11 protein-coding genes are annotated in these 13898 nt (G+C 71.5%); 10 read left to right on the top strand and 1 reads right to left on the bottom strand.

Going from position 1 to position 13898, the window contains the following annotated elements:
- Positions 1–43 precede the first annotated feature (43 nt).
- Positions 44–595 carry a beta-class carbonic anhydrase gene (locus JYK04_RS13775; RefSeq protein WP_189736225.1) on the bottom strand — a complete coding sequence of 184 codons (552 nt, stop codon included), beginning with the start codon at positions 593–595 and terminating at the stop codon, positions 44–46.
- A 396-nt stretch (positions 596–991) separates the two neighbouring features.
- Between JYK04_RS13775 and rsmH the strand changes: the two genes are divergently transcribed.
- From rsmH to JYK04_RS13725, 10 genes are all read left to right on the top strand, one after another.
- Complete coding sequence (gene rsmH, locus JYK04_RS13770) at positions 992–1951, top strand: 16S rRNA (cytosine(1402)-N(4))-methyltransferase RsmH (RefSeq protein ID WP_189736222.1); 960 nt, start codon at positions 992–994, stop codon at positions 1949–1951.
- A complete protein-coding gene (gene ftsL / locus JYK04_RS13765) occupies positions 1948–2505 on the top strand; it encodes a cell division protein FtsL (protein WP_373297408.1) in 558 nt (185 codons plus the stop codon). Before rsmH ends, ftsL begins: the two co-directional genes overlap by 4 nt.
- A 90-nt stretch (positions 2506–2595) precedes the next feature.
- Entirely contained in the window at positions 2596–4629 is a 2034-nt protein-coding gene (locus JYK04_RS13760; RefSeq protein ID WP_189736220.1) for a peptidoglycan D,D-transpeptidase FtsI family protein, read from the top strand.
- A gap of 44 nt (positions 4630–4673) precedes the next feature.
- Positions 4674–6398, top strand: coding sequence for a UDP-N-acetylmuramoyl-L-alanyl-D-glutamate--2,6-diaminopimelate ligase (locus JYK04_RS13755; RefSeq protein WP_189736218.1), 1725 nt, complete (start codon positions 4674–4676; stop codon positions 6396–6398).
- A complete protein-coding gene (locus JYK04_RS13750; protein WP_189736216.1) occupies positions 6395–7825 on the top strand; it encodes a UDP-N-acetylmuramoyl-tripeptide--D-alanyl-D-alanine ligase in 1431 nt (476 codons plus the stop codon). Before JYK04_RS13755 ends, JYK04_RS13750 begins: the two co-directional genes overlap by 4 nt.
- The gene (gene mraY, locus JYK04_RS13745) at positions 7822–8892 is read left to right on the top strand and encodes a phospho-N-acetylmuramoyl-pentapeptide-transferase (protein WP_030724430.1); all 1071 of its coding nucleotides are present in this window, start codon (positions 7822–7824) and stop codon (positions 8890–8892) included. The genes JYK04_RS13750 and mraY overlap by 4 nt, the downstream gene beginning before the upstream one ends.
- Positions 8874–10391 (top strand): UDP-N-acetylmuramoyl-L-alanine--D-glutamate ligase, encoded by a 1518-nt coding sequence (gene murD, locus JYK04_RS13740; RefSeq protein WP_189736214.1) that lies wholly within the window; start codon positions 8874–8876, stop codon positions 10389–10391. The genes mraY and murD overlap by 19 nt, the downstream gene beginning before the upstream one ends.
- Before the next feature lie 68 nt (positions 10392–10459).
- Positions 10460–11821 carry a putative lipid II flippase FtsW gene (gene ftsW, locus JYK04_RS13735; RefSeq protein WP_189736212.1) on the top strand — a complete coding sequence of 454 codons (1362 nt, stop codon included), beginning with the start codon at positions 10460–10462 and terminating at the stop codon, positions 11819–11821.
- A gap of 6 nt (positions 11822–11827) precedes the next feature.
- Positions 11828–12922: an undecaprenyldiphospho-muramoylpentapeptide beta-N-acetylglucosaminyltransferase gene (murG, locus tag JYK04_RS13730; RefSeq protein ID WP_030010979.1), complete on the top strand. Its 1095-nt coding sequence runs from the start codon at positions 11828–11830 to the stop codon at positions 12920–12922.
- Between the two features lie 30 nt (positions 12923–12952).
- Complete coding sequence (locus JYK04_RS13725) at positions 12953–13840, top strand: cell division protein FtsQ/DivIB (RefSeq protein WP_189736210.1); 888 nt, start codon at positions 12953–12955, stop codon at positions 13838–13840.
- Positions 13841–13898 lie beyond the last annotated feature (58 nt).

The following is a 13898-nucleotide window of genomic DNA, read 5'->3' as shown; positions in this document are numbered from 1 at the left end:
GGTGCCATCCCGCATTCTTGACGGCGTTACGGCCTTGTGTCACTCAAGAGCTGGGATCGATCTCCCGCAGGAGCCCGGTGTGCACATCGAAGACGAAGCCTCGCACATCGTCCTTGTGGGGCAGGAAGGGGTTCGTGCGGACCCGCTGCATGGACTGGCGAACGTCCTGGTCGACGTCACGGAAGGCCTCGACGGCCCAGGCGGGACGCTGGCCGACCTCGTCCTCCAGCTCGTGCCGGAAGTCCTCGGTGAGGTTTTCGAGACCGCAGCCGGTGTGGTGGATGAGTATGACCGCGCTGGTACCGAGGGCCCGCTGGCTGATGGTGAGGGAGCGGATCGTGTCGTCGGTGACCACACCGCCCGCGTTGCGGATGGTGTGACAGTCGCCGAGTTCCAGGCCGAGGGCCTTGTGCAGATCGAGGCGGGCGTCCATACAGGCCACGACGGCGACCTTGAGGACGGGACGGGCGTCCATGCCGGGGTCGGAGAACTGCGCGGCGTACCGCTGATTCGCCTCGACCAGCCGGTCGGTGACGGATCCGCCGACGGATGCCTCGGACGTGGACTCTGCAGGCAGGGATGCGGAAGTCGTCATGGCTACGACGTTAGTGGTCACGGCGGGTCATGGCCCTGCGTGAGAGCGGACAAAGAACGCCAACGAGGCTTGTTGTGAGCTAACCCACAGGGGTGGGTGTGAGGCGGCTGTTCGGGTGATTCGCGGCATTTGCCGGTTCGTGCCCAGAGCCGTGCACGCCGCGCGGGGCGGTTCGTTGACCGCGGCGACCGTTGCACTAAAGTGACGCGAACCGGCCGGAGCCCGGCCCTGACCGGCCGCCCGGCCCCCGATGAACACTCCGCGTGCGCGGCGCGTACGTACGGCCCGGCCCTCTCCCGCTCACCGGCCGGCCGGCGCCACCTTCCCCGGCGCCGGTCGCGGATGCGGGGATCCGGTGGTGCGTACGCCTGCCGCGCCGTTATCTGAGAGGGCGCTTTGACTAGCGAGTCCCGACATGTCCCGGTGATGCTCCAGCGGTGCCTGGACCTGTTGGCCCCGGCACTGGAGAGGCCCGGGGCCGTCGTCGTCGACTGCACCCTCGGCCTCGGCGGCCACAGCGAGGCCCTGCTGACCCGGTTCCCCGAGGCCCACCTGATCGGCCTCGACCGCGACAAGGAGGCCCTGCGGCTCTCCGGCGAGCGGCTCGCGCCCTTCGGCGACCGCGCCACCCTCGTCCACGCGATCTACGCCGACCTCGCCGAGGTCCTGGACGGGCTGGGCATCCCGGCCGTCCAGGGCATCCTCTTCGACCTGGGCGTCTCCTCCATGCAGCTGGACGAGGCCGACCGCGGGTTCGCGTACGCCCAGGACGCGCCGCTGGACATGCGCATGGACCAGACGACCGGCATCAGCGCGGCCGAGGTGCTCAACAGCTACGCGCCGGGCGAGCTGGTGCGGATCCTGCGCCAGTACGGCGAGGAGAAGCAGGCCAAGAGGATCGTCTCGGCGATCGTCCGGGAGCGGGAGAAGGAGCCCTTCAGCAACAGCGCCCGGCTGGTCGAACTGATCCGTGACTCCCTTCCGCAGGCCGCCAAGCGGACCGGCGGCAACCCGGCGAAGCGGACCTTCCAGGCGCTGCGGATCGAGGTCAACGGGGAGCTCTCCGGTCTGGAGCGGGCCATTCCGGCGGCGGTGGACCGGATCGCGGTCGGCGGCCGGATCGCCGTGCTCTCGTACCACTCGCTGGAGGACCGCCTGGTCAAGCAGGTCTTCGCGGCCGGCGCGACCTCGACGGCCCCGCCCGGACTGCCCGTGGTGCCGGAGAAGTACCAGCCGAAGCTGAAACTGCTCACGCGCGGCGCCGAGCTGCCCACCGAGGAGGAGATCGCCGAGAACCGGCGGGCCGCCCCGGCCAGATTCCGCGGCGTCGAACGCATCCGGGAGGCGCGACTGTGACCAAGGCCGGGAAGGTCGCCACGCTGACCCGCGGGCAGGCGGCCCGCCTCGGCCGGGCGCTCGGCGGCCGCCCGGCCCGCCCGCGTCCCGGCGGACAGGCGGCCCGGATGCCGTTCGTCCTGCTGGTCGTGGCCCTGCTCTGCGGCGGCCTGATCAGCCTGCTGCTGCTGAACTCGGCACTGAACGAAGGCTCCTTCCAGCTCAGCAAGCTGAGGAAGGAGACCACCGCCCTCACCGACGAGGAGCAGGCCCTGCAGCGCGACGTCGACGCCTACTCCGCGCCCGACGCGCTGCAGCGACGGGCGCACGAGCTGGGCCTGGTCCCCGGTGGCAGCCCGGTCTTCATCGGCCCCGACGGCAAGGTCGCCGGCAGCCCGGCGGTCGCCGAGGCCCCGCCGTCACCGACCCCGCCCCCGGGCACCCCGGCCGTACCGCCGAGCGGATCCCCGGGCGCACCGGCCCCGTCGGCGCCCGCTCCGGGCCAGCCGGCGCCCTCCGCCGGGTCCCCCGCGGCCGGCGGATCCCCGCAGCCCAACCAGACCCCCGGAAGGTGACGCCGTGATCCACCGTTCCCGTCCAGCCCCTCCGGCGTTTGAGGAGCGGGGTCCGGGGCGGAGCCCCGGCATCGCCCCGGCGGTGACCGCGTGAGCCCGCAGGAGCCGCCCCGGCGGCGGGTGCCCGGACCGGCCAGGCCGCCCCGGGCCGGCGACCGGGCCCGGGCCGGCGCCCGCCCGGGCCCGCGCCCGGCCTCGCGCCCCGCGACCCGGCGGCCGGCGGGCCCCCGCACCCCGCACACGATCCGGCTCGGCAGCCCGCGCCCCCGGCTGCGACTGGTCGGCGTCGGCCTGACCCTCGTCATGCTGGCCTTCGTGGTCCGCCTGCTCCAGGTCCAGGCCGTCGACGCCGCGGCGTTCTCCGCCGAGGCCTCCAAGAACCGCTACACCAGCGTCAAGCTGGCCGCCGAGCGCGGCGAGATCACCGACCGCCGGGGCGTGGCCCTCGCCACCAGCGTCGACGCGTACGACATCACCGCCGACCCGAAGATGTTCACCCCGCAGGACAGCAAGGCCCCGGACGCCCCGCAGCAGGCCGCCGCCCTCCTCGCGCCCATCCTCGGAAAGGACGCCAAGGAGCTCACAGAGCGGCTGAGCACCAAGAACTCCCGGTACGTCGTCCTCGCCCAGCGCCAGACCCCCCAGGTCTGGAACCAGATCAAGGACCTCAAGCGGGTCTTCGCGGACAAGGCGGCGGCCGACAAGCGGGCCAACGGCCCCGGCGCCAACGTCCTCGCCGGCGTGTTCAAGGAGACCAGCAGCAAGCGCGTCTACCCGAACGGCGACCTCGCCGCCGGAATACTGGGTTACGTCAACGCCGAGGGCAAGGGCGCCGGCGGTCTGGAGTCCTCCCTCGACAAGAAGCTGTCCGGCAAGGACGGCGAGATCACCTACGCCCAGTCCGGCGGCCGCCAGGTCCCCACCGCCGACTCCAACGAGAAGCCCGCCGTCCCCGGCGAGGACATCCAGCTGACCATCGACCGGGACATCCAGTGGGCGGCGCAGAGCGCCATCGCCGAGCAGGTCCAGAAGTCCGAGGCCGACCGCGGCTACGTCATCGTCCAGGACACCCGCACCGGCGAGGTACTGGCCATGGCCAACGCCCCGGGCTTCGACCCCAACGACCTGACCCGGGCCCGCTCCGCCGCCATGGGCAACGCCGCGCTCCAGGACGTGTACGAGCCCGGCTCCACCGCCAAGGTCATGTCCATGGCCGCCGTGCTGGAGGAGAAGAAGGCCACCGCGGAGACCCGTGTCGAGGTCCCCAACCGGCTCCACCGCGGCGACCGGCTGTTCAAGGACGACATCGACCACCCGACCTGGTACCTGACCCTCAACGGGGTCCTCGCCAAGTCCTCCAACATCGGCACCATCCTGGCCACCGGCCAGCTCGGACCCACCCAGCCCGAGGCCAACGAGGTCCTGCACTCCTACCTGACCAAGTTCGGCATCGGCCGGCCCACCGGCCTGAACTACCCCGGCGAGTCCCGCGGCATCCTCGCCGCCCCCAAGGACTGGTCCACCTCCCAGCAGTACACGATCCCCTTCGGCCAGGGCCTCTCCCTCAACGCCATGCAGGCGGCCTCCGTGTACTCGACCATCGCCAACGGCGGGGTCCGCATCGAGCCGACGCTGATCCGCGGCACCAAGGGCCCCGACGGCCGCTTCACCCCGGCCCCGGCCCCCGAGCAGAACCGCGTGATCAGCGCGGAGACCGCCAAGACCCTCGCCGAGATGCTCGAATCCGTGGTCGACGACCAGGAGGGCACCGGCACCAAGGCGAAGATCCCCGGCTACCGCGTCGGCGGCAAGACCGGCACCTCCAACCGGGTGGATCCGGCCACCGGCCGCTACAAGGGCTACACCGCCTCCTTCGCCGGATTCGCCCCCGCGGACAACCCGCGCATCACCGTCTACTGCGCCATCCAGAACCCCACGAAGGGCAGCTACTTCGGCGGCCAGATCTGCGGCCCCATCTACAAGAAGGTCATGGAGTTCGCGCTCAAGACCCTCCAGGTGGCCCCCACGGGAACCGCCCCCGCCGGGCTCCCCGTCACCTATGACGCCGCTCCTCAGCCCGCCGCGCAGCCCGCCCCGCAGCCCAGTCCGCAGCCCGGTCAGTGACCCACAGCCAGGCCGGCCCGCCAGAAAAGCGTGAGGCACCATCAGTGACAACGATCACCCCGAAACCCGGGAACCCGACGACCGCCGAGCCCGAGGCCGGGGCCTCATTTCGCGGGCGGCCCACCGCGCCCGGTACGCTCACCGCCGTGTCCCACGCTGATCAGCCCAGAAAGACCCAGACAGCCCCGGCAACGCCGCCGGGAGCGCCCCGGCCCGCGTCCGCCAGCCCGAGCCCGCTGGGCGAGCTGGCCACCCTGCTGGGCATCCCGGCGCCCGGCGCCGCGCAGATCACCGGCATCACGCACGACTCCCGTGCGGTCCGCCCCGGTGATCTGTACGCGGCCCTGCCGGGGGCCAGGGCGCACGGCGCCGACTTCGCCGCCCAGGCGGCCGGCCTCGGCGCCGCAGCCGTGCTGACGGACCCCGCGGGGGCGGAGCGCGCCGCGGCGACCGGCCTGCCGGTCCTGACCGTCGACGACCCGCGCGGCCGGATGGGAGAGCTCGCCGCCGCGATCTACGGGCGCCCCGGTGAGGGCCTGCTCCAGATCGGCATCACCGGCACCTCCGGCAAGACCACCACGGCGTACCTCGTCGAGGGCGGCCTGCGCGCAGCGGGCCGGAGCACCGGACTGGTCGGCACCGTCGAGATGCGCATCGGCGACGAGCGCATCAAGTCCGAGCGGACCACCCCCGAGGCCACCGACCTCCAGGCCCTCTTCGCGGTCATGCGCGAACGCGGGGTCGAGGCCGTGGCCATGGAGGTTTCCAGCCACGCCCTGGTGCTCGGCCGGGTGGACGGATGCGTCTTCGACGTCGCCGTCTTCAACAACCTGAGCCCGGAGCACATGGAGTTCCACTCCGACATGGAGGACTACTTCCAGGCCAAGGCGCAGCTGTTCACCGCCCGCCGGGCCCGCCTGGGCGTGGTCAACTCCGACGACGAGTACGGCCGCCGCCTGGCCAAGGAGGCCACCGTCCCGGTCGTCACCTTCTCCGCCGCGGGCGACCCGGCCGCCGACTGGCGCGCCGAGGACGTGGTCTTCGGCCCGGCGAGCTCCACCCTGACCCTGCTGGGCCCCGAAGGACAGCGCGTACGGGCCACCGCACCGCTGCCCGGCCCGTTCAACGTCGCCAACACCGTCGCCGCGATCGTCACGCTCGCCGCCGCCGGCCTCGACCCGCAGACCGCCGCCGACGGCGTCGCCGCGGTCCCCGGGGTCCCCGGCCGGCTGGAGCGGGTGGACGCGGGACAGCCGTACCTCGCCGTCGTCGACTACGCGCACAAGACGGACGCCGTGGAATCGGTGCTGCGCGCGCTGCGCGAGGTCACCGAGGGCAAGCTGCACATCGTGCTCGGCTGCGGCGGCGACCGCGACACCACCAAGCGCGGTCCGATGGGGGCCGCGGCCGCCCGGTTCGCCGACGTCGCCGTTCTGACCTCCGACAACCCGCGCTCCGAGGACCCGCTCGCGATCCTCGCCACGATGTTCGAGGGCGCCGTGTCCGTGCCGCCCGCCGAGCGGGGCACCGTCCTGGTCGACGCCGACCGGGCCGCGGCCATCGCGGCCGCCGTCGCCCGCGCCCGGCCCGGTGACACCGTGCTGGTGGCCGGCAAGGGCCACGAGCAGGGCCAGGACACCGCCGGTGTCGTACGCCCCTTCGACGACCGCACGGTGCTCCGCGCCGCGATCGAGCACCAGGCCGTGCTCGACCGGACGCCCGCGCTCGATCAAACGATTAAGGCCCGACAGGCCGAGGTGAACCAGTGATCGCCCTTTCCCTCGCCGAGATCGCCGACATCACCGGCGGGCGGCCCCACGACATACCGGATCCGTCCGTCCAGGTCACCGGCCCCGTGGTCTACGACTCCCGCGAGGTCGGGCCGGGCAGCCTGTTCGCCGCCTTCCTCGGCGAGCGGGTCGACGGTCACGACTACGCGCAGCGCGCGGTGTCCGCAGGGGCCGTGGGCGTCCTCGCGACCCGGCCCGTCGGCGTACCGGCCATCGTGGTCCCCGACGTGGTGGCCGCCCTCGGAGCACTCGCCCGGGCCGTGGTCACCCGCCTGGGCACCGATGTCGTGGCGCTCACCGGATCCGCCGGCAAGACCTCCACCAAGGACCTGATCGCGCAGGTGCTCCAGCACCACGCGCCGACCGTGTGGACCCCCGGCAACCTCAACAACGAGATCGGCCTGCCGATCACGACGCTGCGCGTCACCGAGGAAACCCAGCACCTGGTCCTGGAGATGGGCGCCCGCGGCATCGGCCACATCCGCTACCTCACCGGACTGACGCCCCCGCGGATCGGTCTGGTCCTCAACGTCGGCACCGCCCACATCGGCGAGTTCGGCGGCCGTGAGCAGATCGCACAGGCCAAGGGGGAGCTGGTAGAGGCCCTGCCGTCCGAGGCGGAGGGCGGCGTCGCCGTCCTCAACGCCGATGACCTGCTGGTTCGTGGGATGGCCGGGCGCACGAAGGCCCGTACGGTGCTGTTCGGTGAGGCCGAGGACGCCGAAATCCGGGCCACCGAAGTGCGCATGACGGACAGGGGACAGGCTTCCTTCACACTGCACACACCGACCGGGTGCAGTGACGTGACCTTGCGGCTGTACGGTGAGCACCACGTGTCGAACGCGCTCGCCGCGGCCGCCGTCGCCCATGTACTGGGCATGTCCGCACAGGAGATCGCCACGGCGCTCTCCGGGGCGGGCACGCTGTCCCGGTGGCGGATGGAGGTCACCGAGCGGGCGGACGGTGTGACGATCGTCAACGACGCCTACAACGCGAACCCGGAGTCCATGCGGGCCGCACTCCGCGCGCTCGCCGCGATGGGCGGTGCCGGCAGGGCGAACGGGGGACGCACGTGGGCGGTGCTCGGCCCGATGGCCGAGCTCGGAGACGACGCTCTCGCCGAGCACGACGCGGTCGGACGACTTGTCGTCCGGCTCAACGTGAGCAAGCTCGTCGCAGTCGGGGGCAGGGAAGCATCCTGGCTGCAACTGGGCGCATATAACGAGGGTTCGTGGGGTGAGGAGTCGGTGCTCGTGTCCGACGCGCAGGCGGCGGTCGACCTGTTGCGCAGTGAACTGCGCCCGGGTGACGTCGTGCTGGTGAAGGCTTCCAGGTCGGCCGGTCTGGAGCGGGTGGCCCAGGGCCTTCTCGACAGCACTGTCGAGGGCGAGGTCACCGACCGATGAGGCAGATCCTGTTCGCCGGTGTCATCGGCATGTTCCTCACCGTCATCGGCACCCCGCTGCTGATCAAGCTGCTCGCCCGCAAGGGCTACGGCCAGTTCATCCGCGACGACGGCCCCCGCGGCCACGCCGGGAAGAAGGGCACGCCCACCATGGGCGGTATCTCCTTCATCCTGGCGACGCTCATCGCGTACGCCCTGACGAAGGTCCTCACCGGTGAGGAGCCGAGCTTCTCGGGCCTGCTCGTCCTGTTCCTGATGGCCGGCATGGGCCTCGTCGGGTACCTGGACGACTACATCAAGATCGTCAAGCGCCGTTCGCTGGGTCTGCGGGCCAAGGCGAAGATGTCCGGCCAGCTGATCGTCGGTATCGCCTTCGCGGTGCTGGCCCTCCAGTTCAAGGACTCGCGCGGGCTGACCCCGGCCTCCACCAAGCTGTCGTTCGTCACGGACTTCGGCTGGTCGATAGGCCCGGTGCTGTTCGTGGTCTGGGCACTGTTCATGATCCTGGCGATGTCCAACGGCGTGAACCTCACCGACGGTCTGGACGGTCTCGCGACCGGCGCCGCCGTGATGGTCTTCGGCGCCTACACCTTCATCGGTGTCTGGCAGTTCCAGGAGTCCTGCGCCAGGGCCGGTGACCTCACCAACCCGAACGCCTGCTTCGAGGTGCGCGACCCGCTCGACCTCGCGGTCGTCGCCTCCGCCCTCATGGGCGCCTGCTTCGGCTTCCTGTGGTGGAACACCTCGCCCGCCAAGATCTTCATGGGTGACACCGGCTCGCTCGCCCTCGGCGGCGCGCTCGCGGGCCTCGCCATCTGCTCCCGCACGGAGTTCCTGATGGCGCTCCTCGGCGGCCTCTTCGTGCTCATCACGATGTCGGTCGTCATCCAGGTCGGCTCCTTCAAGATGACCGGCAAGCGGGTCTTCCGGATGGCGCCACTGCAGCACCACTTCGAGCTCAAGGGCTGGTCCGAGGTACTGGTCGTGGTCCGCTTCTGGATCATCCAGGGCATGTGCGTGATCGTTGGTCTCGGTCTCTTCTACGCGGGATGGGCAGCCGACAAGTGACGTCCTGGCAGGACAAGAACATCACCGTCGCCGGTCTGGGCGTGAGCGGCATCAGTGCCGCCCGCGCCCTGGCCGGCCTCGGCGCAGTGGTGACCGTCGTCGACAACGGTGACGGTGACGCGCACCGCGCCCGCGCCGCCGAGCTCGCGGCGGAGGGCATCACCGTCCGCCTCGGCCGCCTCGCGGACGGCGGGCACGCCGGCGAGGTGCTGCCCGAGGGCACCGAACTGGTCGTCACCTCGCCCGGCTGGAAGCCCGACAGCCCGCTGTTCGAGGCCGCCGCCGAAGCCGGCGTGGACGTGGTCGGAGACGTGGAGATCGCCTGGCTGCTGCGCGCGGTCGGCCAGGAGCGGCGCGCCGCACGGTCCGTCGAGGACGGGGCCCCGGCGCCCCGCACGGCCCCGGCCCCCTGGCTCGCGATCACCGGCACCAACGGCAAGACCACCACCACCCAGATGCTGGCGTCGATCCTGAAGGCCGCGGGGCTGCGCACCGCCGCCGTCGGCAACATCGGCACCCCGATCATCGACGTGGTGCTCGGCGAGCAGGAGTACGACGTGCTCGCCGTCGAACTCTCCAGCTACCAGCTGCACTGGGCGCCCTCGCTGCGCGTCCACTCGGCGGCCGTGCTGAACCTGGCCCCCGACCACCTCGACTGGCACGGCTCGATGCAGGCGTACGCCACCGACAAGGGCCGGATCTACGAGGGCAACACGGTCGCCTGCGTCTACAACGTCGCCGACCCGGCCACCGAGAACCTGGTCATGGAGGCCGACGTCGAAGAGGGCTGCCGCGCCATCGGCTTCACCCTCGGCGCCCCCGGACCCTCCATGCTCGGCGTCGTCGACGGCATCCTCGTCGACCGGGCCTTCGTGGAGAACCGGCAGAAGAACGCCCAGGAGCTCGCCGAGGTCACGGACGTCAACCCGCCGGCCCCGCACAACATCGCCAACGCGCTCGCCGCCGCGGCCCTGGCCCGCGCCTTCGGCGTGGAGCCGCGCGCCGTCCGCGACGGCCTGCGCGACTTCCGCCCGGACGCCCACCGCGTCGCGTACGTGGACGAGGTCGCCTCGGTCACCTACATCGACGACTCCAAGGCCACCAACACGCACGCGGCCGAGGCCTCGCTCGCGGCCTTCGAGCCGGTCGTCTGGATCGCCGGCGGCCTCGCGAAGGGGGCGACCTTCGACGACCTCGTACAGAACGCCGCGAAGCGGCTGCGCGGCGCCGTGCTGATCGGCGCCGACCGGGCGCTCATCGCCGAGGCGCTGGCGCGACACGCCCCCGAGGTCCCGGTCGTCGACCTCGACCGGACCGACACTGGGGCGATGCTCGCAGCGGTCCGGGAAGCCGCCGCGCTCGCCGAGCCCGGCGACACGGTCCTGCTGGCACCTGCCTGTGCCTCGATGGACATGTTCGCGAACTACAACAAGCGTGGGGACGCATTCGCCGACGCGGTGCGCGAACTGGCCGCCGAGAACGCTGCGGACACGGCCTAGGCCGGGGGCTCCGGGAGGTTCCCTCCGGCCGGCAGCTCGCCTCGTACGAGTGGAGGGGAAGATCACAGATGCCGGCCAAGCAGATGCTGCCGGGGCGGCGGCCGTCCGCCGTGAAGGCGCAGGGCCGCAAACGCCCTGTGGTGCGTTCGAAGCGGCCCGCCGGGCGCGGGCCGCTGGCCCGGCTGCGGCGTACGCAGCGGCAGTTGCAGAAGGCCTGGGACCGCCCGCTCACCGCCTATTACCTGATTTTCGGCAGTTCCCTGCTCATCATCGTGCTCGGCCTGGTGATGGTGTACTCGGCCTCGATGATCAAGGCCCTCCAGCTCGGCCTCGGCGACGCGTACTTCTTCAAGAAGCAGTTCCTGGCCGCCCTCATCGGCGGCGTACTCCTGCTGGCCGCCTCCCGGATGCCGGTCAAACTGCACCGGGCGCTCTCGTACCCGGTGCTCGCCGGCACGCTCTTCCTGATGGTCCTGGTCCAGGTCCCGGGGATAGGCGTCTCGATCAACGGCAACCAGAATTGGATCTCCCTTGGCGGTCCGTTCATGCTCCAGCCCAGTGAGTTCGGCAAACTGGCACTGATCCTGTGGGGCGCCGACCTGCTGGCACGCAAGGGCGACAAGGGGCTGCTGAGCCAGTGGAAGCACCTGCTGGTGCCGCTGGTCCCGGTGGCCTTCCTGCTGCTCGGGCTGATCATGCTGGGCGGGGACATGGGCACCGCGATGATCCTCGGCGCCATCCTGTTCGGTCTGCTCTGGCTCGCCGGAGCCCCGACCCGGATGTTCGTCGGGGTGCTCGCCTTCGCGGGTGCGATCGTCGCACTGCTCATCAAGACGAGCCCGCACCGCATGGACCGGCTGGAATGCCTCGGGGCGACAGAACCGGGCAAGAACGACCTTTGCTGGCAGGCCGTTCACGGGATCTACGCCCTCGCCTCGGGCGGATGGTTCGGTTCCGGGCTGGGTGCAAGTGTGGAAAAATGGGGGCAACTACCCGAAGCCCACACCGACTTCATCTTCGCCATCACCGGGGAGGAACTGGGTCTGGCGGGGACGCTGTCGGTGCTCGCCCTGTTCGCGGCTCTAGGCTATGCGGGTATCCGCGTGGCCGGACGCACGGAGGACTCCTTCGTACGGTTTGCCGCGGGAGGCGTGACCACCTGGATCACGGCCCAGGCCGTGATCAACATCGGTGCGGTGCTCGGCCTGCTGCCGATCGCCGGAGTCCCGCTCCCGCTGTTCTCCTACGGAGGGTCAGCCCTGCTGCCGACCATGTTCGCGGTCGGACTGCTCATCGCCTTCGCGCGTGAGGAGCCGGCGGCGCGCGCGGCCCTCGCGATGCGACAGCCGAAGACCGGCTGGTGGCGGACCGGGGTGAGATGGAAGTCGATGAGACGGCGCGTCAAGAAGCGTCCGTCCGGAGAGCGGTGAAATTCGGTGCATGTCGTACTCGCCGGTGGGGGGACCGCCGGCCACATCGAGCCGGCGCTCGCCCTCGCGGACGCCCTGCGCAGGCAGGACCCTTCAGTGGGCATCACCGCCCTCGGCACGGAGCGCGGACTGGAAACCCGCCTGGTGCCGGAACGCGGCTACGAGCTGGGCCTGATCCCCGCCGTTCCGCTGCCCCGCAAGCCGACCCCGGAACTCATCACCGTTCCCGGACGGCTGCGCGGCACGATCAAGGCCGCGGAGGAGATCCTGATCCGCACCAAGGCCGACTGCGTCGTCGGTTTCGGCGGCTACGTGGCCCTGCCCGGCTATCTCGCGGCCAAGCGCCTCGGGGTGCCGATCATCGTCCACGAGGCCAACGCCAGGCCCGGACTGGCCAACAAGATCGGCTCCCGGTACGCGCACGCCGTCGCGGTCTCCACCCCCGACAGCAAGCTGCGCGGCGCCCGCTACGTGGGCATCCCGCTGCGCCGCTCCATCTCCACCCTCGACCGGGCCGCGGTCCGCCCGGAGGCGCGCGCCGCCTTCGGTCTGGACCCCAACCTGCCCACGCTGCTGGTCTCCGGCGGCTCGCAGGGCGCCCGCCGCCTCAACGAGACGATCCAGCAGGTCGCTCCGACCCTCCAGCGCTCCGGGATCCAGATCCTGCACGCCGTCGGGCCGAAGAACGAACTGCCGCGTGTCGACAACATGCCCGGGATGCCGCCGTATGTGCCGGTACCGTACGTGGACCGGATGGATCTCGCGTACGCCGCCGCCGACATGATGCTGTGCCGCGCGGGAGCGATGACCGTCGCCGAACTCTCCGCCGTCGGGCTCCCCGCCGCCTACGTCCCGTTGCCGATCGGCAACGGTGAACAGCGGCTCAACGCCCAGCCGGTGGTCAAGGCCGGCGGCGGCCTGCTCGTGGACGACGCGGAGCTGACGCCCGACTGGGTGCTGAGCCAGGTCCTCCCGGTGCTGTCCGACCCGCACCGCCTGTACGAGATGTCCCGGGCCGCCGGTGAGTTCGGCCGCCGGGACGCCGACGAGCTCCTGGTCGGCATGGTCTACGAGGCGATCGCGGCCCACAGGTCCCGCTGAGGCGGGTGGCGCAGACGCAGGAGGCAGGGAGTGGCCGGAGGGACGACCGCGCGGCGCGGAACACCGTTTTCTGATCGGTCCGGCCCGGCCGCCCGCAAGGGCACCGGCGCTCCCGAGCCGACGAAGCCGCCCAAGGGCTCCAAGGCCCCCAAGGCCCCCAAGGCCAAGGCCCCGAAGCCGGCGCAGCGGTCCGGCCCCCGGGGCCCCGGCGCACGCCTGCGCCGGGGCCCCGTGCTGGCATCGCTGGCCGCCGCGGTGGTCCTCGCCGCGGGCGGCACCTGGGTGCTCTACGGCTCGTCCTGGCTCCGCGTGGAGAAGGTCGCCGCCACCGGCATGGACGTGCTCACCCCCGAGCAGGTCCTGGGCGCCGCGGCCGTTCCGGTCGGCGCGCCCCTGGTGAGCGTCGACACCGAGGAGATCGAGGGCCGGGTCCGCGGCCGGCTGCCCCGCATCGATTCGGTCGACGTGGTGCGTGCCTGGCCGCACGGCATCGGTCTGAAAGTGACGGAACGCAAACCCGTCCTGCTCATCAAAAAGGACGCCAACTTCGTGGAAGTGGACGCAACGGGTGTGCGATTCGACACGGTTCCGAAAGCACCCGCGGGTGTTCCGGTCCTCGAATTGAACGCCGGTCGATCGCCGAGCGCCCGCCGCTTCGACGAGGAACGGCTGCTGCACGAGGCCGTACTCGTCGCGGGCGCCCTCCCGGGGCCGATCGCCAGGGAAACGGTGCAGGTCAAGGTGGGTTCCTACGATTCGGTCGTGCTGGAGCTCACCGGGGGCCGGTCCGTGACGTGGGGGAGCGGTGAACAGAGCGACGCGAAGGGACGCGCATTGAACGCTTTGTTGAAAGCCGCTCCCAAGGCCGCCCACTTCGACGTGAGCGTCCCCACCGCCCCTGCTGCGTCCGGGAGTTGACGTCCGGTCCAACAGCGGCGCACCCTGGTTGGCCAGCGATACGGGTGATCACATAGGG

It is taken from the genome of Streptomyces nojiriensis, from assembly GCF_017639205.1.
Taxonomy (GTDB): Bacteria; Actinomycetota; Actinomycetes; order Streptomycetales; family Streptomycetaceae; genus Streptomyces; species Streptomyces nojiriensis.
This window is presented reverse-complemented; position numbering and strand designations above follow the sequence as displayed.